This window comes from Enterococcus dongliensis, from assembly GCF_031927985.1.
In the GTDB taxonomy this organism is placed as follows: domain Bacteria; phylum Bacillota; class Bacilli; order Lactobacillales; family Enterococcaceae; genus Enterococcus_A; species Enterococcus_A dongliensis.
The window spans coordinates 243,366-266,241 of the sequence record NZ_JARPZC010000001.1; the positions used below are offsets into that span (position 1 = coordinate 243,366).

Consider the following 22,876-nt stretch of genomic DNA (forward strand, 5'->3'; position numbering starts at 1 on the left):
CAAAATGAACGATAGCCCACTCATCTTTGAGTGGGCTATCTGACTAATCAATATTTATTATTTTAAAGTTGAGGGTGTTGACTATTACTAAAATTAACTATTTCTCGTTTAAACGATGTATTCCCAATTCCTTCTAATACATCCTTGTAACCCTATAGTTACGCCAGTTTGATTAAATTTCATCAAAATGAGTTAAAATATCGCATAACAATTATCTTTCGTGTACCTACAGTATAACATATTTCATAGCCTCTAAAACTTTTTAGGTCCGATATTATCAATTCTTTAATTCTATTTGTCCATGTATTGTTTTACAGACAAAAAAGCTGCGACACAATGTCGCAGCTTTTTCTTAACCTACGATTGCCCCATTTGGCATCTCTTTAGGTGCTTCTACTACTTTTAACGTTCCGTCTGGTGCTTCTGCTGATAAGATCATCCCTTGACTGATCTCGCCTCGCATCTTCCGCGGTTTCAAGTTCGCCACGATTACCAATTTTTTCCCAACCAATGCTTCTGGATCTGGATAGAATTGCGCAATCCCTGAAAGAATCTGACGATCTTGATCATCTCCTGCATCTAAGCGAAATTGCAATAATTTATCTGCTCCTTCAACTGGTTTGCATTCCATGACTTCTGCAACTTTTAATTCGACTTTGTCAAAAACATCGAATTTGATTTGTTTGTCTTTTACTGAGACTAATTCAGTCTCTTCTGGGTCCCATTTGATTTTTTCGTCTTCTGGTTGGCTGCCTTCAGTCATTTTATCTTTGATGTGGGCTACTTCTTCATCCATATCTAAACGAGGGAAAATCGGTTGTCCTTTTGGTGTCACTTTTGTATTTTCCGGAAATTCCCCAAAATGGATTGTTGCAAGGTTCATCATTTCTGGATTCAGACCTAATTGATCAAAAATCCGTTTTGGTGCTTGTGTCATAACAGGTTGTAAGAGAATCGCCACAATCCGCAAACTTTCTGCTAAGTGAACCATCACACTATCCAATTCAGCTTTACGCGCTTCATCTTTAGCCAAAACCCACGGCTCTGTCTCATCAATATATTTATTTGCCCGAGAAACCAATACCCAGATTTCTGCCAAGGCATTGTTGAATTCCATTTTGTCCATCGCTTCACGGTAACGACTAACTACATTTGCTGCAGTAGTTGATAATTCACTGTCAAAATCAGTCACTAATGATTTATATGCTGGAACGGTTCCTTCGCAATATTTATTGATCATCGCAATTGTACGATTCAATAAATTCCCTAAATCATTGGCTAGATCGTAATTGACACGAGAAACAAAATCTTCCGGCGTAAAGACACCGTCTGAACCAAATGGTACCGCACGCAATAAATAATAACGTAACGCATCAAGACCATAACGTTCGACTAACATTTCAGGATACACTACATTGCCTTTTGATTTAGACATTTTGCCGTCTTTCATCATCAACCAGCCATGTCCATAGATTTTTTTCGGTAATGGCAAATCTAGTGCCATCAACATGATTGGCCAATAAATCGTATGGAAACGAACGATTTCTTTTCCTACCATGTGGACATCAGCAGGCCAATATTTTTGGAACAAGCTGTCATCATCTGAACCATAACCTAAAGCTGTAATATAATTTGACAACGCATCGATCCAAACATAGACTACGTGTTCTGGGTTGGCATTGACAGGGATACCCCATTTAAAAGTCGTCCGTGAAACAGCCAAATCTTCTAGGCCCGGTTTGATAAAGTTATTGATCATTTCATTTTTACGAGATTCCGGCTGGATAAATTCAGGATGTTCATCGTAATATTCTAATAAACGATCAGCATATTTACTCATACGGAAAAAGTATGATTCTTCACGAACCAATTCAACTTCGTGACCGCTTGGTGCTTTTCCGCCGATTACGTTGCCTTCTTCATCGCGGTACACTTCAGCTAGCTGTGTTTCTGTAAAATATTCTTCATCAGATACAGAGTACCAGCCCTCGTATTCCCCAAGATAGATATCTCCTTGTTCCAATAATTGATCAAAAATCTGTTTGACGGCAGCTTGATGATAATCATCAGTCGTCCGAATAAACTTATCATAGCTGATGTCTAACGTCTTCCATAATTTCTTGATGTCGGCTGCCATCTTATCTACATATTCTTGCGGTTCTACGCCAAGTTCATCGGCTTTCTTCTCAATCTTTTGTCCATGTTCATCGACGCCAGTCAAATAAAATACGTCAAAGCCCATCATGCGTTTATAGCGAGCAATCGCGTCACAGGCAATCGTTGTATAAGAATTCCCAATGTGCAGTTTGCCACTTGGATAATAAATTGGCGTTGTGATATAAAACGTTTCTTTCTCTGCCATAAGGCTCCTCCTTTAAAAATAGATTCTTACGTAGTATACCACAAAACAACCCGTGATTTTAGGAAAAATACCTGTCATTTGGAATCTATTCATCACTTTTCACAGCCAGCTGCCCAACCGTAAAAGATTGTGATTTGAAATCTAAGATACTACCGCTGTCTGTCACTGACGACAAAAACAGCGAACCGAATAAGGCTCGCTGTTTTTATTATTCCCGGAGAATCTTCTCCATCTTTTTTCCTTTAGCTAATTCATCGACTAACTTGTCTAAGTAGCGAATCTTTTGCATCAAAGGATTCTCGATTTCTTCAACTCGATATCCGCAGATCATCCCTTTGATCAATGATACCTTCTCATTCATCTGAGGAGCATTTGCAAAGAATGTCTCCATGTCCGCCTCTTGTTCAATCTGATCTTGCAAAGAAGAATCATCATAGCCAGTCAACCAAAAAATAATTTGATCTACCTCCGCTTTGGTTCGCCCTTTGCGTTCGGCTTTTTGAAGATACATTTGATAAATACTGCTAAAACTCATTTTAAAAACTTTACTCATTTTAATGTCTCCTTTTTTAAATAAAAAATGAACTCTTATCATCTCAATTTTCTATTAATCAACGAGTTACGCCATCTTTTCGAGCTGCTTCAGCGACTTTTAGTGTGATCAAATCAACCACATTTTCATCGAAAGCTGAAGGAATAACGTAACCAGAATTTAGCTCAGAATAAGGGATAGTATCAGCGATAGCATGTGCGCAAGCTAACTGCATCCCAGGAGTAATCTTCTTAGCTTCCGCCGCAAAAGCACCACGAAAAAGACCAGGAAAGGCTAGAACATTGTTGATCTGGTTAGGATAATCAGAACGGCCTGTCCCAACAACTGCCGCCCCGCCAGCCAATGCTTCATGATACGTAATTTCCGGTTCTGGATTGGCCATTGGAAAAACGATACTGCCTTCATTCATAGTAGCGACCATTTCTTTAGTCACTAGATTAGGTGCCGAGACCCCTATAAAAACATCTGCTCCAACAAAAGCCTCTGCCATCGTTCCAGTAAAATCTTTGGGCGTGATCACTTCTAAGATCTCTTTTTCTACAAAAGTCGCATTTTCCATCGTTTGATGCAACGCACCCTCTTTATTGAACGCAATAATCTTTTTAACACCTAGATCGATTAACATTTTGATGATCGCACTGCCAGCAGCCCCTGTTCCAGAAACAACGACCTTCAAATTTTGGGGGATTTTTTTTACCAATTTTAATGCATTGATCAAAGCTGCTGTCACAACAACTGCTGTACCATGCTGGTCATCGTGGAAAACAGGGATGTCTAACGCTTCGATCAATGCTCGCTCAATCTCAACACAGCGTGGAGCACTAATATCTTCCAAGTTGATTCCACCAAATGTCGGTGCCAACGCTTTAACAATTTGAATAATCTCTTGGGGATCTGTCGTATCCAAACAAATCGGGACAGCGTCGATTCCCGCAAATTCTTTGAACAATAATGCTTTTCCTTCCATTACCGGCAAAGCAGCTGCTGGACCGATATCTCCTAGACCTAATACAGCGGTGCCATCCGTTACAACTGCGACACTGTTGCCTTTCCAAGTATAATCATAAGCCAGTTCATTATTTTCGGCGATTTTTCGGCAAGGTTCTGCCACCCCTGGTGTATATGCCAATGACAAATCCTCTTTACTAAGAACATTTATTTTACTCATCACTTCAATTTTCCCACGCCAATTTCTATGTGCCGTCAACGCTTCTTCATAAATTGTCATTTCATCTCTCCCCGATCATTTTTTCTGGTCTGACCCACGCTTCATATTCTGCTTCAGTAACATATCCTAATGCCAGTGCCGCTTCTTTTAAGGTCGTTCCTTCATCATAGGCTTTTTTAGCAATCTCAGCGCCTTTATCATAACCGATTTGTGTATTGAGTGCTGTCACTAACATCAACGATTGTTCCAATAATTCTTCCATACGTTTTTTATTAACGGTGAGACCCTTCAAACAATTTTCATTAAAAGAATGCAGTCCATCTGTCAATAAACGAATACTTTGCAATAAGTCATACGCCAGTAATGGCAGATAGACGTTTAATTCAAAATTCCCTTGTGAAGCTGCGATTCCAATCGCCGTATCATTTCCCATTACTTGAACAGCCACCATTGCCAATGCCTCACACTGAGTTGGATTAACTTTCCCCGGCATAATCGAACTACCTGGTTCGTTAGCTGGAATAGTAATCTCTCCTAATCCGCTGCGCGGACCACTAGCCAACCAGCGAATATCATTGGCCATTTTTAAACAATTAGCTGCCAATGCTTTTAACGCACCACTAACAAACACAATCGCATCACGATTGGCCAGCGCATGAAATTTATTGGCCTCACTACTGAAAGAAATACCTGTTTCCTCGTTTAATGCAGCAATAAAAGCTTCTTCATATGCTTTGGAGGCATTTAGTCCTGTTCCGACAGCCGTTCCGCCAATCGCTAGTTGTCGCAATTCAGCTAAACTATCCAGTAACATCTTCTCGTTGTGTTCCAATGCTGAACGCCAGCCGCTGACTTCTTGTGCAAAAGTCACCGGCGTGGCATCTTGCAAATGAGTCCGGCCAATCTTGAAAATCTCGCGATTGGCTTCTTCCAACCCTTTCAGCGTATAAATCATTTCACGAAGTACCGGCAACAGATTTTTTTCTAATGATAATGTTCCAGCAATATGGAGCGCTGTAGGAAAGACATCATTGGAGCTCTGACTTTTATTCACATCATCATTAGGATGTACCTGTTCTTTACTTGCTAGATGGGCGATCACTTCATTTGTATTCATATTGCTTTGTGTGCCGCTACCAGTCTGCCAAACTACTAATGGAAATTCTTGCCAATTTTTGCCGGCCAATAACAAATCTGCTGCTGCTTGGATCGCTAACGCTTTTTCCATTTTCAGCTTTCCAGTTTGTTGGTTTGCGATTGCGGCCATCTTTTTGACTAAAACTAATGCGTGTAATAACTCTGTGGGCATTTTTTCGCCACCGATTTTAAAGTTCTGACGACTTCGCTCAGTCTGTGCACCCCACCACGCTTCTTTCGGAACTTCGATGTTCCCCATGGAATCGTGCTCAGTTCGTGTCTCCATAATTTCTCCTCTCACTTAACAATTTTATCTAATTATCTCTTATTTTTTATTAAAAAGGTAGCGCTATCTTATACTAAGTAATTTTCCTAAAAAAAAATAAAGGCTGTGACACAATCATGCCACAGCCTTTATTATTTATCTCGAGTATCAAAAAGAATCGTGACCGGACCGTCATTAATCAACGCGACATCCATATCGCCACCAAATTTTCCAGTTTCTACGGTCAAACCAGTTTGACGCAACCCTTCGTTAAAATATTCATATAAAGGAATCGCGGTTTCCGGACGAGCCGCTTTCACAAAACTTGGACGGTTGCCTTTTTTTGTGTCTGCATACAAAGTAAATTGAGAAACACTCAAAATACTCCCATTGACATCTTGAAGCGATTGATTCATTTTCCCTTCTGCATCTTCAAACACACGCAATAAAGGAATCTTACGAATCAAATAATCCGCATCGGCCTTGGTATCTTCTTCATGAATTCCTAATAAGATCATAAAGCCGCGGTCAATTTTTCCGATGATTTCCTCATCGATGGTCACGCTCGCCTGACTTACTCGTTGTATGACTGCTCGCATAGCTCTTCCTCCAACTATTGTATTAACTATTATCCATTTGTCCGTTTTACACTATAAACATCTGGGATCGTCTTGATTTTATCAACGATTGAATAGAGATGATTCAAGTTTTGAATCTTGAAAGTTAAATTGATGACTGCTAAACGATCTTTTGTTGGTTTCGCTTCCACACTGACTAATTTTTTAGTCATTCCGCTAACGATGTTCAGCACATCGTTTAACAAACCATCACGATTAAACCCATAGATCTCTAAATCGGCATTGTAATCTTGAACCGAATTGGCGGTATCTTCCCATTCCACTTCGATTAAGCGTTCTTGGATGTCTTTTTGTTTAGTGATGTTGGGACAGTCAGCACGATGAATCGAGATTCCACGACCTTTTGTAATGTAGCCGACGATGTCATCGCCAGGAACAGGGTTGCAACAATGACTGATTCGAATCAACAGATTATCGATTCCTTGGATGACGATACCGCCTTCATGCCGTACTTTGATTTTTTCAGGTTCTTTGGGATTGCTGACCATCTCGTCAACTGCTTCCCGCTGTTTTTGTTTCATCTGCTCGCGGCGTTCTTTTTCCGTCAACCGATTAGCAAATGTCAATGCACTAATCTCACCAAATCCGATAGCCGCATAGAGATCTTCTTCACTATGGAAATTAAACTTGTCCAATACTTCTGAGATCTTGTCTTTTGTCAACATTTCTTTGGGAACAAATCCTAAGTCATTGATACACTTGATTACAGCATCATGACCTTTTGTAACATTTTCATCGCGGTCTTGAGTCTTGAAGAAACGTTTGATTTTATTTTTTGCCTTGCTTGTTTTTACTAGATTCAACCAATCGCGGCTTGGTCCAAAAGAATTAGCTGAAGTCATGATTTCGATAATGTCACCATTTTTTAGTTTATAATCCAACTGGACCATCTTTCCATTGACCTTTGCGCCAGTGGTTTTGTTTCCGATATCTGTATGGATACTGTAAGCAAAATCTAATGGTCCGGAGCCTTTTGGCAACTCGGTTACATCACCTTTTGGTGTAAATACATAAACTTTATCACTGAAAATATCGCCTTTTACACTCTCCATAAATTCAGAAGCATCGTAGCTTTCGTCTTGCAATTCAATAATCTCTCGGAACCAATCCAATTGCTTATTGTCTTGTGTCGCATCTTGTTTTTCTGTCTTGCCTTCTTTATATGCCCAGTGAGCTGCGACCCCGAATTCGGCAATTTGATGCATCTCGTGAGTTCGAATTTGGACTTCCACCGGATTACCGCTCGGTCCAATGATTGTTGTGTGCAACGACTGATACATATTCGTTTTAGGCATTGCAATATAATCTTTGAAGCGGCCAGGCATCGGTTTCCATTTTGTATGGATTGCACCTAAGACTGCGTAACAATCTTTGATGGAGTCTACGATTACGCGAATAGCCAATAAATCATAGATTTCATCAAATTGTTTTTTTTGATCTCGCATTTTACGATAAATAGAATAAATATGTTTTGGTCGACCATAAATATCGCCTTCGATACCTAATTCTTTCGTTGCGGATTTGATTTCATTGACTGCTTCTTCGATAAAACCTTCACGTTCATCTCGTTTGCTACGCATTAAATGAACGATGCGATAATATTGTTTTGGATTCAAATAGCGTAAGGCAGTATCTTCCAATTCCCATTTGATACGGCTCATCCCTAACCGATCCGCTAAAGGTGCATAGATTTCCAATGTCTCACGAGCGATACGGCGTTGTTTATCATCACGTAAATATTTTAATGTCCGCATATTGTGCAAGCGGTCAGCTAACTTGACCATAATTACTCGCAAATCTTGCGCCATCGCCAATAACATTTTCCGATGATTTTCTGCTAATTGTTCTTCATGGGACTTATATTTGATCTTCCCTAATTTGGTCACGCCATCGACTAATGAAGCGACATCTTCACCAAATTCAACTTTTAAGTCTGCTAATGTTACCGGCGTATCTTCTACAACATCATGTAAAAAACCAGTCGCAACCGTATGTGGATCCATATGTAAATCAGCTAAGATCCCAGCAACTTGGATTGGATGGATGATATAAGGTTCTCCGGATTTACGAATCTGCGGCTTATGCGCTTCATACGCAAAGTCATAGGCTTTTTGTACAAACGCCACGTGCTCTTTTCCCATGTAAGTACTAACCATCCTGATGACGTCTGGTCCGGTTAATTCGACTTCTTTTGCCATGTGACGTTCCCCCTTTATTTTCTGAAAATGATTGTTCTTATTATACAAACTCTAGTAGGCTTTTTCAATCAAATCAGTGTTGTAGTTCATAATAGAAACTTGCAGCACTCAACAGATAGAAAGGGGCCGTCTCTGTTCGTAAGATCCGCGGACCTAATCCGCAGAGTTTTCCGCCTGCCAATTGGAATTTTTCGATCTCATTTGGCGTCAAACCGCCTTCTGGTCCAAAAACAACTAATAATTTTTGGCTGGTAGTCAATTGTTGCAACGTTTGAACCAGCTGTGCCTGCTCACCTTGTTTAGCTGATTCTTCATAAGCAATCAAGACAGCATCATATTCTGTAAATGATGCAATCAGTTCTTTTTCCGAAATAAAACGAACTTTCGGCAACACTTGACGATGCGATTGTTCAGCTGCTTCTTGTGCGATTTTATTTAAACGTTGTTGTTTTTTCAGTTGTTTTTTCGCATCCCACTTTGCTACTGAGCTTTCGCCAGGAAAGGCAAGAAAATGACAAGCTCCTAACTCTGTTCCCTTTTGGATGATCAATTCTAATTTTTCTCCCTTAGGAAAACCACTGGCAATTGTGATAGAGATTGGAAGCTCTCGTTGTAGTTGCTCTTTTTCAACCTCTTCCAAGGTTACTTTATCATTATCTATCCCACGGATGATCGCTTTGATCGCCACTTGATCATTAAAAACCAGAAAAACTTGATCTCCTGCAGTCATACGCATAACTCGAGACATATGATGATGCGGCTCCCCGCTGACTTCTACAGTTGGTTGATAGGCCTGATCTAAAAAATAGCGTTGCATTCTAGTCTTCCTCTGGTTTCTTCAAAATAATCGCGAACCAATCTTTTTGTTGGAAAATGCGATCTACTTCAAAACCTTGCGTGTACATTTCTTCCAACACCATATCTTTTTTATCTTCAATGATGCCGGAGACGATCAATGTCCCATCTGGTTTTAATAAACGCCAAGCATCTTCAATCATCAAGACAATAATATCAGCTAAAATATTCGCCACAATCACATCGGCTTCCTGCTCTACACCAACCAATAGATTATTCGCTGATACATGGATATTTTCCGTATTGGCATTTAAATCAACATTTTCTTGCGCTGAACGAACTGCGACTTCATCCAAATCGTAAGCATAGATTTCTTTTGCTCCATAAAGTGAACTAGCGATACTTAATACACCTGAACCAGTCCCGACATCCAAAACTGTTTCACCACCGCGCAAGACTGTCTCCAATGCTTGCAAAGTTAAATTTGTCGTCGGATGTGTGCCGGTACCAAAAGCCATCCCGGGATCTAAAGTAATGATTTTTTCATCTGCAAATTGTGCGTCATATTTTTCCCAACTAGGTGTGATTGTTAAATAGCGGGTCACACGAACAGGATGGTAATATTTTTTCCAAGCAGTTGCCCAATCGCTTTCCTCTACTTCACTGACTTCCACGCTATTTTCACCGATATTCAAACCAAATTCGGGTAATTTCCCAATATTATCTTCAATAAAAGGCAAAATCTCCGGTAAAAAGATCGTTTCAGGAAAATAGGCTTTTACAATGGCTCCTTCAGTTAAACTAGAAAAAGTCTCTCGGTCTAACAGTTCTCCATACTGATCTTCTTGGTAATTTATAAAATCTAACGCATCTTCAATCGCAACACCAGATGCGCCAGCCTCCATTAAAATATTTGAGACTGCTTCAACCGCTTCACTTTCTGTTGTAACTTTTACTTCATTCCACTTCATCTTTTTACGCTCCTTTACCTATTTAATAGCTTGGATATGGTAAATAGCTGTCATCGCTTGGCTTGATTAATGCCTTGTATGCTGCTTCATCCCACTTCATTTCAAAAACTGCGTCTTCACTATCATCTGCTAAGAAATCCAACAAATCACTTTGCCCTTCTTCGATTACATCTTTCAGGTAATCTACGACAGCAGTCAATTCATTTTTCTTCATTCCTTTTTTTCCTTCATACAAAATCACTGCTAAAAAATCAGCCGCATCATACGCTGTTTTTTCAGGGTCTGCTAATAAGATTGCATCTTCAAATTCAATGATTTCTTCTTCAGAAGCTACACCATTCACATCATCAATCTCGACCTGTCCTTTGTTCTCACCATAGATCCGAAAAGCAATCTCAAAACTATGATTGCGAGTATCCCAGTCTAATGCTAGTTCATACTCAGGGATTTTCTTGTTCAAATAATTATCCAAATAAGTGACCATTGTCTCTTTCGCCATCATTCTTTCCTCCAACCATTGTCTTTTTTTATTAAAGCTTTACGTTGTTTTGTTATGTAGGGATTGCCATGAACGACGTAGCGTAAAGGCTGCTGTGTCCAGATCCCTTTATCGGGAATACCGATACGGGGAAGCGCATCGATTTTTTGAGGTATCCGTCTTTTTTCTGGAACTAGATGTAGTGAACTTGAAAAAATTGATGCCCCGTATAATTCGCGAGAAATCCCTAATGCTTCCACCAACTTCCCTGGCCCATCTGAAATTGCAGCATCCGTTTTCCCATGACGATTACGAATCATTTGATCGATTCCTTCAACCGGTTCAAAACCGCGAATCATCACTCCTTGCGGCACCCCTTCCGGCTGTGTAATCATATTCAATATAAGATGTGTATGCATCGTATACAAATAGATCGTACCAGGTTTTTCATACATTGCACGGACACGTGGAGTATGGCGCATCCCATAACTATGTGCCGCCTGATCATCTGGACCTAGATAGGCTTCACAATCAACGATATAGCCGCCTAATTTCCCTTCTGGTGTCTCGTGTTCTAAATACATTCCTAATAAATATCTCGCAATGTTCTCCGTTGTTTCTGTATTAAAATATTCTATTACTTGTTCCATTTTTATCACCTTCTCCATGATACACAATAATCTTGCTGCATGCCACGCCTAGTGATCAAAACTCAGCAAGCATAAGAGAAAAATGCTATAATAAGAACATATATTTGCCATTTTTTTACAATTCACTGATTTAAAAAAAATCATATCGTTTTACCATCATATGTGTAGCAAAATTTTATTTCAGCGTTATTAGGAGGGTTATTTATGCAGCAGCCATTAGCTTATCGCATGCGTCCTCGCAATTTGGATGAAGTAGTAGGACAGCAATCTCTGGTCGGCCCAGGAAAAATCATTCGCCGCATGGTTGATGCTAGAATGCTTTCTTCAATGATTTTATATGGACCACCTGGAACAGGAAAAACTAGTATCGCCAGTGCCATCGCTGGATCAACCAATTATGCTTTTCGGACATTGAATGCCGCAACTGATACCAAAAAAGATCTCCAGATTGTCGCTGAAGAAGCGAAAATGAGTGGGACTGTCATCTTGTTATTGGATGAAGTCCATCGCTTAGATAAAACCAAACAGGATTTTTTATTGCCGCATTTAGAAAGCGGTCGAATCATCATGATTGGTGCGACAACGGAAAATCCTTATATCACAATCAATCCTGCGATTCGCAGCCGAACACAAATTTTTGAGGTGAAGCCTCTAGATGAAGAGGATATTATTACAGCAGTCAAATCGGCATTGGAAGATAAAGAGCGAGGATTAGGAGAATATCCAGTTGTACTAGATGAAGAAGCCTTGAATCATTTAGCTCGTGCAACAAACGGAGATTTAAGAAGTGCATTGAATGGCTTAGAACTAGCTGTAAAATCTACTCCTAAAAATCAGGACGAACAAATTCATTTGACCCTTGCAACTATTGAAGAGTGCGTTCAACGTAAAGCTTTGACACACGATAAAGATGGAGATGCACATTATGATGTGATTTCTGCGTTGCAAAAATCTATCCGCGGCAGCGATGTTGATGCTGCCCTGCATTATCTTGGACGCTTGATCGAAGCAGGTGATCTGCCAATTATTTGTCGTCGTTTGATGGTCATTGGTTATGAAGACATCGGTCTAGCCAATCCTGCGGCAGCTGCTCGTACAGTACAGGCGGTTCAAGCAGCAGAAAAATTAGGACTGCCTGAAGCACGGATCCCACTGGCAGACACGGTGGTCGATCTCTGTCTTTCACCTAAATCAAATTCAGCCTACTTAGCTTTAGATGCGGCGATTGCAGATATTCGCGCAGGAAATGCTGGGGAAGTCCCTGATCATTTGCGAGATAGTCATTATCAAGGGGCTAAATCATTGAATCGTGGCATCGGTTATCAATACCCGCATAATTTCGAAAATGCCTGGGTCGACCAGCAATATTTACCTGACAAAATTAAACAAGCCCATTATTATGAACCAAAATCTACTGGCAAATATGAACAAGCCCTTGCCCAGCAATACCAACGAATCAAAAAATGGAAAAAAACAACATGATGGTATCGTAATTCAAAACTACATAAAATAGCCGAACTACTAATGGAAAGCTGCTGTTTATCACAGCGGCGATACATTATCGTTCGGCTATTTTTTATCATGAAAAATCATTCAACTTCTGTAGTCAGAGTCCAATAAAAGGTCAACGAGTAGGTGCCGGCTTTTTGTTGTTCAATTGGGACAGTCAAAACGAGCTCTTTAGACCAATTATCAAAATCTGTTATAAACGAACCCTTTTGAGTAAAAAGCGGAACCGCCTCTTCTAGCGAGACGAATCGCCCTGCAGTTTGTAAATACACGCTCCCAATCTCCGGTGTCTCAGCTTGCAAAGTTACTTGCCACGGTTCAGAATCCGTTCGCGTATCCTGTACTTCTAATTGTCCTGAGATCTTTGGATAAAACATTGTTTGTGTGCCTATGGCTCGTTGACCAAAATCAATCCAATCTGGAACGGTCAATAATCTCAATAATTCTGTTTTTTGTTGGAACTTCGCATAGATTTCATAATAGTAATGTTTAGGGGCACTCCAAGTTGATTTTGTATAAATTAGTTTTTCCCCATTACTGATTATTTCAGCTTGCAAAAAGGAAAATCGATCGGTTTCAAGAAAGCTCAACTTAGGGGTAATTTCATTTTCACTTGGAATAATTAGTTCACCTTGTCTACTGTCAGCTGTTCCCCAACACGCTAAAGGTAATGGAGTATTACTAGGCTCTAAAGTAAGATTATGCGCAATTTCACCTAACGAGCTGGTTACTTGATAGTTTATTATCGTAGCAGCCACTGCGAGTCCGCTCTGTCCATCCATATCCCCTGTATACGCACGGCCCTCTTCATCAAAACCAATAAAATTTTCTGGCGATAGCGAACCATCATTTCCTGCAAAAGTCATTATTGGATAGCCTTTTTGCTGGGCAAAGTAATTTCCTACAATACTTTCAGTTCGTTTTGGTTCCAGTAAGCGCCAAATCAGTTTTTTCTCAGGGATCAATCGTCTTAAAAAAATCGTGTGTGCACCAGCTGGTGAATGGATCTCTGCCCTTTCATTCGCTAGCAAGCTTCCTACTTTTAGTTCCTTTACTGCCAAGCTCGCTCCTTCTGCCAAAATAAGCTCACCGAACCGATGATAACGTTGATCAAAATTTTCATTGTTTGCCTCGCTGCCATTTAAAATAGTCCTTGCAGTCAACTGTTGATCGATAGTTAGTTGGGTAAAATTATGGATTGTTTCGACAAAATTTTCTTTGGAAAGTGCCCCAAAGTTTATCACGACCTTTGCGGTGCTATTTTCAATCAAAGGATTCGTAAAAGACGTTTGATCACTGCCAATGAGTGTCTTAATCGTTTGAACAGATTGAATATCGAGCATGATCTCATGTGTCAATCGCCCCGCATAACTATTTTTAATCATGCCTTGAATCAATGAGAAATTTCCCCTTGGTGTATCGATAATCATTTGAATTTTCGGCGCAATCAATGAACGCGCATCTGTTCCACCATCTCCTATTAGCTCAAGCTCAGAGCAAGTTTTATTTGTAGCAAATTTAAATTGAACTGGCTTATCGACCGTACCCAAAAGATTAGTCCTACCAGCATTTTTAGGCCGAGCAGCGGCAATACTTATGCCTGGCATCAATTCAATCGAATCAGTCAGTGTCAAAGAAACAGCTCCGCTAATCATACCTTCTTTAGCTATCCCTCCCATAATTTGTGTTGCGCTGCCTTTTTTCTGAAAGACGCCTCCTACAACGATTGTTTCAATATTTCCATCAATCATATGATTTGATCGTACACCATAAGAACCTGCTAATAATCCGAAAAATTCGCCAGCCAAGATTTTTGTATAGCCGTTGCCGATCATTCGTCGATCTGAATCACTTCCTGCTGTAATAACATTTTCTATTTGTCCTCCAGTCATTTCAAGATAACTATCGCCATAAAGTCGATAACACCCGCCCCCTGATCCAAACAAACGATTAACTTGACCACCTTGCATTCGAACATGCCGATTTCCTTCGATTGTTCCGCTAAAACTTCCTCCGTAACCATAATTTAACAAGGCCTGTTCAATGATCAATTCAGTCGTCCCATTAATAAACAGTGTATTTTCCCATACATTTCGATTGTCACCGCCGCCTGCTGCTGCATTAAAACCGTAATTAGAGGCTAGATTTGTAGTAGTTGGTAAATAATTTGGATCAATCCCTGTTTGTTGTGCGTGATTGCCCCAAAGTTTACTATAAACCAGCCGCTCTTTCCCTAATATCAAACGAACTTTTCCATTGATTACACCAGCAAATCCAGCACCCCGTATATTTTGACTAACACCAAGTCCGCCACTGACACAACCGCCTAACAAATGTGTGGTCACATTTCCTTCAACTAAAAAAGCCGTACGATTTTTAGCAAATGATTTTCGGTCTTCTGCAGATAACTGATCGTACCACAGTTCCTCTGATGTTCGTTTTTTGTGGATCGGTTTGATTGATTTCTGGTACAAAACTTTCAGTATTTGATAAACTCTTTTTCTGCAGATCCATACCTCCCGCACCATCAATTCGGATAAATGAACCTTTGTTTACTCTTCTTGCATTGATTTGATTTTCAATATCGCCGATGATCTTGCCGTTATATTGATTACCACCGACAAAACTTCGTTCGCCTTTTTGAAAATGACGCGTATCGATAGTCGTTGAAATCGCACGGTCGCCTCCATTAATCTCCCCTGATTGAGAACCGCCGATCAAGATTCCTTCAGCCGAAAAACTGCCACTACCTGTAATCAAATTTGTAATTGCTCCTGTTTTGCCATAAGCTGCACCCCCAACAAATTCGCCTAATAGAAACTCTTCAGAACAAGAAGTTAAAGTATTTGTTGTCTCACCCGTCACTTCAACGGGTGTTTCTTCAGTACCAATTCCGCTCCCGTAATAGCGTGCAAGTGTGCCATTAAGTTCTTTGATTTCTGTAGCGACATTTCCACGGATTGTTCCAGTTAACGAGCCGCCACAAAGCTGAGTGATTTCACCAGTCAGCGTTAAAATTTGTGTGATTGGATTTCCTCTCAATGTTCCTGCTTCATTTCCGCCATAGATTTCCCAAGTGCCACCCGTGACTTGCTGAAAAATAATTTCAGGATTACCCACCAGATCGCGATCACTGCCGCCAAACAATTGCGTGTGCTGACTATGCTGGATATTTTTGAAGAGCAGTTTTTGACCATTGCCGTAGATTTTTTTTGCTTGCAGTGTCACTTTTTCTAACTGTGTCTCTTGACCGAAAAAACACGTATCTGGCAGGGTCAGTGTTGCTTCAGCCGATGTCCCTATGAATTTTATTTTTTTGAAGATACTAACAAAATTGATTGTCTCAAGTGTCGGATCAGAATAGACGACATTTTCACCAATAGCTGTTTGACTTAAATCAAGAGGTGCAGAGATGCGGATCTCATATTGATCGGCTCCACCAAATCGATAGAGGTCCAATAATAATTGTTGGCATCCTTTGACGCTTGAGGGATACTCCGTCTGCTGATTGATTGGAGGAAAAACATTTATTGTTTCGGCTTCTGCCTGCAGAACAAACGGACCAAATAATAAGATAAAAATATACAATAGAAAATAAGCGATTTTTTTTGACATATTCGTCTCCTTTTTTATACAATATACGTATAGAAGACAGGGTTGCTTTTAAGTTTATAAATGTAAGCCACTTCATTGCGTCTCTATAAACACTGTGCTATGATTGAGATGGAAATTCTGTGATGTACGCGTTGCCTATTTCAGTGTTGACCGAACATTTTTATTGATATCTTGGGATCCGTCTTGTGTCAAAGTTGGTAACACGCCTTTTCATTTGGTAGTTCAATACTTAGACCATGGAACCCACCTGCTAGATTTTGCGGGATCAATACTATCGGGTGAATAACGGCATCGACGGAATTTTCCATTTTTATGGAATGAAAGCAATTTGCGTACTGCAAATTGCTTTTTCTTGTATTGGAGGAAGAAAATGGTTCGTATTTTATTATTTTTACTAGCACTTATTTTATTGATTTGCAGCTATTACTTAATTAAAAAACCTCAAGGACTTTTAGTCCTCTTCAGCAAAGAATCACAAAATGAATCGCGAAGTTTTTTGCGACAATTTGGTTATCTTTATGCTCTACTTGGAATCGTTGGTATCATTATGGGAATCATTAACCAACGAACTTACTCCATGATATATCTGATCGTGCTCTTGGTCGCAGCCGCTATCTTTGCGTTAGTGATGGGTGCCAAAACCAGAAAAGGTTAACAGTACCATTTTTAAGCATTTTGTTTTAAAATAAAGAGGTGAAAAGGAGTTGGTAATGATGGATCAAGAATATAGTAAAATCATGGTGGCTGTTGATGGTTCAAACGAAGCAGAATTAGCCTTCAAAAAAGCAGTGAATGTTGCAAAACGAAATCAAGCGGAATTATTATTGGCGCATGTCATTGATACGCGCGCGTTCCAAACAGTTTCTTCTTTCGATAATGTTTTAGCAGAACAAGCAACTGATATGGCAAAACAAACATTGTCCGATTATGAAGCAGACGCAAAAGAAGCAGGAGTTGAACACATCAGTACGGTCATCGAATATGGTGCACCAAAAGTAATGATCGCTAATCAAATTCCTGAAAGTAACCAAATCGACTTGATTATGCTTGGAGCGACTGGTTTGAACGCCGTTGAACGTTTATTTATCGGTTCAGTCTCTGAATATGTTATTCGTAATGCAAGCTGTGATGTATTGATTGTTCGGACGGACCTAGATAACAAGGTTCCTGAAGAAGAAAAATAACCCAAAGTAAATGTTTAATCGATCGAAACTTTTTAAGCTACGATCCATTTAAAAGAGAGCCGCAAGATTTTGCGGTTCTCTTTTTTTTTACTCACTCCTAATTAAATCCGACACTTCTTCCTCGATTAGGCATTTGTTTTTCCTCCATTTTTTTTGAAACGTGCTAAACTATGAGTATCTTGGTAAAAAGTGAGGTTATTTATGAAAGGCATTATTTTTGATTTCAATGGGACGATGTTCATGGATTCTGATCTTCATGAAGCTGCTTGGCTATATGTGATCCAGAAATACACAGAGAAAAAAATGACTGAAGAAGATATTTTGAAACATATTCATGGCAAAACAAATGATGTGATTTTACGCCATTTCATTTCATCGGAGTTGACTGATGAGCAAGTTGAACAATTATCTGATGAAAAAGAAGCGTATTATCGAAAACTTGTGTTAGCCAGTCCCAACCATCAAGGATTTACTAAGGGGCTGAAGGAAGTTCTCACTTACTCAAAAGAAAAAAAGATTCCAATGACGATTGCTTCAGCATCACCCAAAGTGAATATCGATTTCTACTTTGACTATTTAAATTTAGGTGATTGGTTTGAGTATGATCAAATTGTGTATCACACTGGAACATTTCCTGGGAAACCTGCGCCAGATATCTTCTTGATTGCCGCTCAAAAAATTGCGGTCGAACCTGAAAATTGTTTGGTGGTGGAAGATTCTTATTCAGGATTGCAAGCTGCTAGAAATGCTCAGATTGGGACGATTGTAGCCATTGATCCAATCGGCAAGAATCGAGAAATCTTTGCAGCAGAAGGTTTAGCACAAGATGGGATCATAGAAGATTTTACACGCTTCATTCCAACTTATTTGCAATAAAAAAGACGCGGACAATTCACTTGTCTGCGTCTAAATATTTTTCAATAACTCTTCTGTCTAACTGATTTTGGCACCTAGTGTATTTTCAAAATGATTCAGTGCCCAAGTATGTCCTATTGCATCAAAACTTGCGACCGCTTTTTCAGGAATGATTAATTGATAGCCCAGATTATACGCATCTACTGCTGTATGTAACACGCAAATATCCGTACATACACCGGTCAAACACAGCTCAGTGATTCCTCGTTCCCGTAATCGAATATCTAAATCTGTTCCGCTAAAAGCTGAATAGTGTCGCTTATCGATCCAAAGAACATTGTCTTTTTTTTGATGCTCTTGATAAAAATCAGCCAGTGAACCATAAAGGTTTCGACCGCTAGTACCGATTACATTGTGTGCGGGAAAAAGATTATTCTCTGGATGATAGTGATCGCTTGGGTCATGCCCATCAATCGCAAAAACGACCAAATCCCCTTGTTGAAAATACTCTTTTGTTACAGCCACTAACGCTTCTTCAATTGCTTGACCTGCTTTGCCTGTTGTTAAATTCCCGTCTGTTGCCACAAAATCATTCGTATAATCGATTGAAAGTAACGCCCGCATGCAAAGATCCCTCCTAGTTTTTTTATTTCAGATGGTTCACAAATTCTATTACCAGTTGTGCAGATAATGTTCCCGTACGCTGTACAAATTCTTCATGTGTTTCTGTCGCTTCATTGTCAGCTGTGTCACTGATTGCCCGCACGATTAAAAATGGGATACCAAATTGTGCGGCAGTATGACCAATTGCAGCACCTTCCATTTCAACAGCCAACGCCTCAGGAAATGCAGCTTTGATTTCATAAATTTTTGAAGGACTGCTGACAAAAGTATCTCCTGAGACAACTAGCCCAACATGTGTCGTTTGATTTAATTTTTTACTAGCTTCTAACACCTCGCCTTTTAGATACGTAGATCCTTCATAATAAAGCGGCATTCCAGGAACTTGTCCTAATTTGTAACCGAATGTTGTTGCATCTACATCAAAATAAGCCACTTTATCAGCGATAACTAGATCTCCGATTGCTAGACCTGTTCCAATCCCGCCGGCAGTCCCTGTATTGATCACCATATTGACTTTATATTGTTGAATCAACACAGACGTAGTGATAGAAGCCAAAACTTTTCCGATTCCAGATTGTACGACGATCACTTCATGATTGCCTAAACTGCCTGAAATAAACAACGCCCCGGATTGTTCCCAAGATAATGGGTGTTCAAGACTTTCTCGTAACGCTTTTACTTCTGGCTCCATTGCACCGATAATACCGATTTTCATAATCATTCTCCTATTTCACATAAATTAAATTATTTTTACTCATTTTTAGATGCAGCTAAATGAAAAAGACCGCGAGCATAACGACAATCAAAAGCAATAAGACTAAGATTATCGCTTTATTTAAAAAACTGCCACGTTCTTTTTGTTTCGCACGTTCGCTGCTGCGAGATTTCGTGACTGGTTTATTTTTCTTTAGTTCTTTCCGATAGACTGAGCTGATTTCTTTTTCTCTTTTTTCATAGGCCCGTTCAGCAGCTTCTCGCTGTTCCTGTGCTAAACGTTCTTGCTCTTCTTTTCGTTTTCTCAATTCGCTGCGCGTCACCAGAGGTGATTGGCTCATGCGTAATCCTCTCCTTGTTCATATGAATTTATTTCTCTTGGCAGCGGGTTAATTCCCAATAATTGACCGCAAAAATAGTCTTGGCATCACAAATCAAACCCGTTTGGATCGCTTGTTTCGCCTCTTCCAGGGTCAATTCATACAGTTCTAAGACTTCATCGTCATCTTGCGGGCGTGGATTTTCGACTTTTACTAAGTCTGCTGCGTGATAAATGTATAATTTTTCATTGGAAAATCCTGGTGATAAATACATTTCGTTTATGTAAGTTAATTTATCCGTACGATAACCGGTCTCTTCTTCTAATTCCCGCAGTGCTGTTTTTTCCGGATGCTGTCCTTCGCCAGGATCGATTTTTCCGGCAGGAATCTCCAAGACTACCTTTTCCAATGGTTTACGAAATTGTTTGACCATGATGAGCTTGTTTTCCTTAGTGATTGGAATGATTCCCACGCCGCCATGATGGAAGACCAACTCTCGTTTTGCCTTTCCTCCCATTGGCAAGGCAACATCGTCTAAATAAACATCAATGATTTTTCCTTTAAATATTTCTTTACGCTCAATCGTCTTTTCTTCAAAATCTTTATACTCTAACATTGTAGTATCTCCTTTTTACCTTAAGGATCGGCTCGTTTCATCCATAGTCTATTTTCCTACTTCTACCTGTAGCTGATTGTCCATCATCTTGGATCATTATGATCAAGACATGGATACTTCCAATAATGAGGATGTGACGGTTCTGCCCTATTGTATCACAGAAATTTCTTATGTTTTTTCTAAATATGAAAAATCCATCTTTAGACTGATACTCTTTCTATAGATTTTCATGCTATGATGAGCGTGTAAAGAAATCAAGAATTTTAACTATTAATGTGAAGGGTTATTACTAGACTAGGAGGATTATTATGCGAAGGAAAATACTCCCTATCATCATCGTAGTGATCGGCATTCTTTCTTTTTTTGAAGGAGACTTCGGTGACTATATCGTCTTCTTGATGTTGGTCGTTGGGTTTTGGTTGATCTATCGTGGAATTAAAGGCCGAAAAGTCCGTCCACAAAAAGAAGAACTACCCTCTTTAAGCAGGGAAAAAGAAACGTATTATAAAACTGTAGGAATGAGCGAACGTGAAATCGACGTGTTTCGTGAAACAATGAATCTTTCGAAACAGCAAATCTTGCGGCTCCAACAAAATATCCAAAAGAATGCTAAATTAAAAGCCATTGATCTGCGCCACGATACTTTAAAGGCTGCTAAAGCGTTGTTTAAAGAGTTAGTAAAAGATCCAAAGCGGCTACCTGAAGCCAGTCAATTTCTTTATACTCACTTACCGAATATCGTTGATCTGACAGACAATTATGTCGAAATCAATGGACATGAAGTTAAGACTAAAGAAGTTTATGGTAAACTAGAAGAAAGCGCACAAATCATTGATCAAATGGCTGATTTGATCGTGAAAGATTATCAACAATTCGTCGCTGATGATTTGGAAGACATGGATGTTGAAATCTCGATTGCCAAAAAAAATCTCAAACATGATCCTGATTTATCTACAAAATAATAACAGACAATGATTGAAACAAAAAAATCTAGCTGAAGCTAGATTTTTTTCGAACAGGAGGAACCACAGTGGAACCAGAAAACAAACAACCAGTCAAACCGGTCGATAATACATTAGATGATTTACTCAGCAACCCTTTTGGTACCGATTCTTTGACCCCGGTTCAGCAACAGGAGATCTCTCAGCTGCATTCGCAAGAACAAGCTGACCGCTTAGTAGACAAACTACCTGAAGAACGACAAGCTCAAGCACGGGAATTGGCTAAAAAAATCGATATAAATGATTCTCAAGCCGTTATTGGTTACGGAGCTACCGCTCAAACCAAATTAAGCGAATTTTCACAGTCTATGCTAAACACTGTTTCAGCACAAGACATCGGACCAATCGGTGATTCATTAAACCAATTGATGTATCGTCTAAACGAGGCCAACCCTGATGAATTACGCGTCGGTGAAGGTAATATTTTCCAAAAAATGTTTGGCAAAGTGAAACAATCAATCTATGAAATCACAACAAAATATCAAAAAATCGGTGCACAAATCGATAAAATCGCAACAAAGTTAAATGTTGAAAAAGATGGTCTATTACGCGACAATCAAATGTTAGAAACGCTTTACAACAAAAACAAAGATTACTTCGATGCATTAAATATCTATATTGCAGCTGCTGAATTAAAAATTGAAGAATTAAAACTCACTACAATCCCTGAAGCAACCGAAAAAGCACAAGCTTCTGGTGATCAAATGGACGTTCAGATTGTCAACGACTACACTCAATTTTTAGATCGTCTAGACAAACGAACCTATGATTTGAAGCTTGCGCGTCAAATTACGATCCAGCAAGCACCGCAAATTCGCTTGATTCAAAATACAAACCAAGCATTGGCGGAAAAAATCCAAGCTTCAATCAATACTGCGATTCCTTTATGGAAAAATCAAGTAGCGATCGCCTTGACTCTGTTACGCCAAAAAGATGCAGCTACTGCACAACGCCAAGTTTCAGAGACAACGAATGATCTATTGAAGAAAAATTCAGAGATGTTGAAAATCTCAACTATTGAAACAGCAAAAGAAAATGAACGTGGAATCGTTGATCTAGATACCCTGCAACAAACCCAAAATGATTTAGTTGAAACACTAGAAGAAACCTTACGAATCCAAAAAGAAGGCCGTGAACGTCGACAAGCCGCAGAGATCGAGATTGGTCATATGGAAAACGACTTGAAACAAAAACTAATGGAATTAAATTCCGGTCAATAGTTA

At 39.6% G+C, this 22,876-nt stretch carries 22 protein-coding genes and 1 other RNA gene; 7 read left to right on the top strand and 16 right to left on the bottom strand.

Features of this window, described 5'->3' with window-relative positions; all coding sequences use genetic code 11:
- Positions 1–352: 352 nt before the first annotated feature.
- The 10 genes from metG to P7D84_RS01230 all read right to left on the bottom strand — a co-directional run bounded on the left by metG (position 353) and on the right by P7D84_RS01230 (position 11,215).
- A complete protein-coding gene (gene metG, locus P7D84_RS01185) occupies positions 353–2,362 on the bottom strand; it encodes a methionine--tRNA ligase (RefSeq protein ID WP_311804753.1) in 2,010 nt (669 codons plus the stop codon).
- A gap of 208 nt (positions 2,363–2,570) precedes the next feature.
- Positions 2,571–2,915 carry a DUF2200 domain-containing protein gene (locus P7D84_RS01190; RefSeq protein ID WP_376716904.1) on the bottom strand — a complete coding sequence of 115 codons (345 nt, stop codon included), beginning with the start codon at positions 2,913–2,915 and terminating at the stop codon, positions 2,571–2,573.
- A 58-nt stretch (positions 2,916–2,973) separates the two neighbouring features.
- Positions 2,974–4,143, bottom strand: coding sequence for an NAD(P)-dependent malic enzyme (locus P7D84_RS01195; protein ID WP_137603940.1), 1,170 nt, complete (start codon positions 4,141–4,143; stop codon positions 2,974–2,976).
- Between the two features lies 1 nt (position 4,144).
- Positions 4,145–5,506 carry a class II fumarate hydratase gene (gene fumC, locus P7D84_RS01200; protein WP_137603941.1) on the bottom strand — a complete coding sequence of 454 codons (1,362 nt, stop codon included), beginning with the start codon at positions 5,504–5,506 and terminating at the stop codon, positions 4,145–4,147.
- A 131-nt stretch (positions 5,507–5,637) separates the two neighbouring features.
- On the bottom strand, positions 5,638–6,084 hold the full coding sequence (dtd, locus tag P7D84_RS01205; RefSeq protein ID WP_311804754.1) for a D-aminoacyl-tRNA deacylase: 447 nt from the start codon (positions 6,082–6,084) through the stop codon (positions 5,638–5,640).
- Between the two features lie 29 nt (positions 6,085–6,113).
- A complete protein-coding gene (locus P7D84_RS01210) occupies positions 6,114–8,321 on the bottom strand; it encodes a RelA/SpoT family protein (RefSeq protein ID WP_137603943.1) in 2,208 nt (735 codons plus the stop codon).
- Positions 8,322–8,394: 73 nt separating this feature from the next.
- Positions 8,395–9,138 (bottom strand): 16S rRNA (uracil(1498)-N(3))-methyltransferase, encoded by a 744-nt coding sequence (locus P7D84_RS01215; protein WP_311804755.1) that lies wholly within the window; start codon positions 9,136–9,138, stop codon positions 8,395–8,397.
- Between the two features lies 1 nt (position 9,139).
- The gene (gene prmA, locus P7D84_RS01220; RefSeq protein ID WP_311804756.1) at positions 9,140–10,087 is read right to left on the bottom strand and encodes a 50S ribosomal protein L11 methyltransferase; all 948 of its coding nucleotides are present in this window, start codon (positions 10,085–10,087) and stop codon (positions 9,140–9,142) included.
- Between the two features lie 22 nt (positions 10,088–10,109).
- Positions 10,110–10,586 (bottom strand): DUF3013 family protein, encoded by a 477-nt coding sequence (locus P7D84_RS01225; RefSeq protein ID WP_311804757.1) that lies wholly within the window; start codon positions 10,584–10,586, stop codon positions 10,110–10,112.
- Positions 10,586–11,215 carry a DNA-3-methyladenine glycosylase gene (locus P7D84_RS01230; protein ID WP_311804758.1) on the bottom strand — a complete coding sequence of 210 codons (630 nt, stop codon included), beginning with the start codon at positions 11,213–11,215 and terminating at the stop codon, positions 10,586–10,588. The genes P7D84_RS01225 and P7D84_RS01230 overlap by 1 nt, the downstream gene beginning before the upstream one ends.
- A gap of 204 nt (positions 11,216–11,419) precedes the next feature.
- Between P7D84_RS01230 and P7D84_RS01235 the strand changes: the two genes are divergently transcribed.
- Positions 11,420–12,697, top strand: coding sequence for a replication-associated recombination protein A (locus P7D84_RS01235; RefSeq protein ID WP_311804759.1), 1,278 nt, complete (start codon positions 11,420–11,422; stop codon positions 12,695–12,697).
- 107 nt (positions 12,698–12,804) lie between these two features.
- Here the strand turns inward: P7D84_RS01235 and P7D84_RS01240 are convergent, their stop codons facing one another.
- Entirely contained in the window at positions 12,805–15,198 is a 2,394-nt protein-coding gene (locus tag P7D84_RS01240) for a hypothetical protein (RefSeq protein WP_311804760.1), read from the bottom strand.
- Complete coding sequence (locus P7D84_RS01245; RefSeq protein ID WP_311804761.1) at positions 15,101–16,339, bottom strand: hypothetical protein; 1,239 nt, start codon at positions 16,337–16,339, stop codon at positions 15,101–15,103. Before P7D84_RS01245 ends, P7D84_RS01240 begins: the two co-directional genes overlap by 98 nt.
- A gap of 111 nt (positions 16,340–16,450) precedes the next feature.
- On the opposite strand from P7D84_RS01245, the gene ssrS reads away from it, so the two are divergent.
- From ssrS to P7D84_RS01265, 4 genes are all read left to right on the top strand, one after another.
- Positions 16,451–16,644, top strand: a non-coding RNA gene (ssrS, locus tag P7D84_RS01250) — 6S RNA.
- A gap of 65 nt (positions 16,645–16,709) precedes the next feature.
- A complete protein-coding gene (locus tag P7D84_RS01255; RefSeq protein ID WP_311804762.1) occupies positions 16,710–16,994 on the top strand; it encodes a hypothetical protein in 285 nt (94 codons plus the stop codon).
- Positions 16,995–17,052: 58 nt separating this feature from the next.
- Complete coding sequence (locus P7D84_RS01260) at positions 17,053–17,523, top strand: universal stress protein (RefSeq protein WP_137603990.1); 471 nt, start codon at positions 17,053–17,055, stop codon at positions 17,521–17,523.
- Positions 17,524–17,724: 201 nt separating this feature from the next.
- Positions 17,725–18,399, top strand: coding sequence for an HAD family hydrolase (locus tag P7D84_RS01265; protein ID WP_311804763.1), 675 nt, complete (start codon positions 17,725–17,727; stop codon positions 18,397–18,399).
- A gap of 57 nt (positions 18,400–18,456) precedes the next feature.
- Here P7D84_RS01265 and P7D84_RS01270 read toward each other — a convergent pair whose 3' ends face one another.
- From P7D84_RS01270 to P7D84_RS01285, 4 genes are read right to left on the bottom strand one after another with little or no spacing between them, the layout of a single operon-like run.
- Entirely contained in the window at positions 18,457–19,002 is a 546-nt protein-coding gene (locus P7D84_RS01270) for a cysteine hydrolase family protein (protein WP_137603952.1), read from the bottom strand.
- Between the two features lie 22 nt (positions 19,003–19,024).
- Complete coding sequence (locus tag P7D84_RS01275) at positions 19,025–19,717, bottom strand: 5'-methylthioadenosine/adenosylhomocysteine nucleosidase (RefSeq protein WP_311804764.1); 693 nt, start codon at positions 19,715–19,717, stop codon at positions 19,025–19,027.
- A 55-nt stretch (positions 19,718–19,772) separates the two neighbouring features.
- The gene (macP, locus tag P7D84_RS01280; protein ID WP_137603954.1) at positions 19,773–20,057 is read right to left on the bottom strand and encodes a cell wall synthase accessory phosphoprotein MacP; all 285 of its coding nucleotides are present in this window, start codon (positions 20,055–20,057) and stop codon (positions 19,773–19,775) included.
- Positions 20,058–20,085: 28 nt separating this feature from the next.
- On the bottom strand, positions 20,086–20,652 hold the full coding sequence (locus P7D84_RS01285) for an NUDIX hydrolase (RefSeq protein ID WP_311804765.1): 567 nt from the start codon (positions 20,650–20,652) through the stop codon (positions 20,086–20,088).
- A gap of 308 nt (positions 20,653–20,960) precedes the next feature.
- Between P7D84_RS01285 and P7D84_RS01290 the strand changes: the two genes are divergently transcribed.
- Positions 20,961–21,614, top strand: coding sequence for a 5-bromo-4-chloroindolyl phosphate hydrolysis family protein (locus tag P7D84_RS01290; RefSeq protein ID WP_311804766.1), 654 nt, complete (start codon positions 20,961–20,963; stop codon positions 21,612–21,614).
- A 68-nt stretch (positions 21,615–21,682) separates the two neighbouring features.
- Positions 21,683–22,873: a toxic anion resistance protein gene (locus tag P7D84_RS01295; RefSeq protein WP_137603957.1), complete on the top strand. Its 1,191-nt coding sequence runs from the start codon at positions 21,683–21,685 to the stop codon at positions 22,871–22,873.
- Positions 22,874–22,876: the final 3 nt, after the last annotated feature.

Excerpts from the sequence above, each read along its gene's own strand:
- metG (WP_311804753.1), bottom strand. The coding sequence starts at position 2,362 with ATGGCAGAGAAAGAAACGTTTTATATCACAACGCCAATTTATTATCCA.
- P7D84_RS01190 (WP_376716904.1), bottom strand. The coding sequence starts at position 2,915 with ATGAGTAAAGTTTTTAAAATGAGTTTTAGCAGTATTTATCAAATGTAT.
- P7D84_RS01195 (WP_137603940.1), bottom strand. The coding sequence starts at position 4,143 with ATGACAATTTATGAAGAAGCGTTGACGGCACATAGAAATTGGCGTGGG.
- fumC (WP_137603941.1), bottom strand. The coding sequence starts at position 5,506 with ATGGAGACACGAACTGAGCACGATTCCATGGGGAACATCGAAGTTCCG.
- dtd (WP_311804754.1), bottom strand. The coding sequence starts at position 6,084 with ATGCGAGCAGTCATACAACGAGTAAGTCAGGCGAGCGTGACCATCGAT.
- P7D84_RS01210 (WP_137603943.1), bottom strand. The coding sequence starts at position 8,321 with ATGGCAAAAGAAGTCGAATTAACCGGACCAGACGTCATCAGGATGGTT.
- P7D84_RS01215 (WP_311804755.1), bottom strand. The coding sequence starts at position 9,138 with ATGCAACGCTATTTTTTAGATCAGGCCTATCAACCAACTGTAGAAGTC.
- prmA (WP_311804756.1), bottom strand. The coding sequence starts at position 10,087 with ATGAAGTGGAATGAAGTAAAAGTTACAACAGAAAGTGAAGCGGTTGAA.
- P7D84_RS01225 (WP_311804757.1), bottom strand. The coding sequence starts at position 10,586 with ATGGCGAAAGAGACAATGGTCACTTATTTGGATAATTATTTGAACAAG.
- P7D84_RS01230 (WP_311804758.1), bottom strand. The coding sequence starts at position 11,215 with ATGGAACAAGTAATAGAATATTTTAATACAGAAACAACGGAGAACATT.
- P7D84_RS01235 (WP_311804759.1), top strand. The coding sequence starts at position 11,420 with ATGCAGCAGCCATTAGCTTATCGCATGCGTCCTCGCAATTTGGATGAA.
- P7D84_RS01245 (WP_311804761.1), bottom strand. The coding sequence starts at position 16,339 with ATGTCAAAAAAAATCGCTTATTTTCTATTGTATATTTTTATCTTATTA.
- P7D84_RS01255 (WP_311804762.1), top strand. The coding sequence starts at position 16,710 with ATGGTTCGTATTTTATTATTTTTACTAGCACTTATTTTATTGATTTGC.
- P7D84_RS01260 (WP_137603990.1), top strand. The coding sequence starts at position 17,053 with ATGGATCAAGAATATAGTAAAATCATGGTGGCTGTTGATGGTTCAAAC.
- P7D84_RS01265 (WP_311804763.1), top strand. The coding sequence starts at position 17,725 with ATGAAAGGCATTATTTTTGATTTCAATGGGACGATGTTCATGGATTCT.
- P7D84_RS01270 (WP_137603952.1), bottom strand. The coding sequence starts at position 19,002 with ATGCGGGCGTTACTTTCAATCGATTATACGAATGATTTTGTGGCAACA.
- P7D84_RS01275 (WP_311804764.1), bottom strand. The coding sequence starts at position 19,717 with ATGAAAATCGGTATTATCGGTGCAATGGAGCCAGAAGTAAAAGCGTTA.
- macP (WP_137603954.1), bottom strand. The coding sequence starts at position 20,057 with ATGAGCCAATCACCTCTGGTGACGCGCAGCGAATTGAGAAAACGAAAA.
- P7D84_RS01285 (WP_311804765.1), bottom strand. The coding sequence starts at position 20,652 with ATGTTAGAGTATAAAGATTTTGAAGAAAAGACGATTGAGCGTAAAGAA.
- P7D84_RS01290 (WP_311804766.1), top strand. The coding sequence starts at position 20,961 with ATGCGAAGGAAAATACTCCCTATCATCATCGTAGTGATCGGCATTCTT.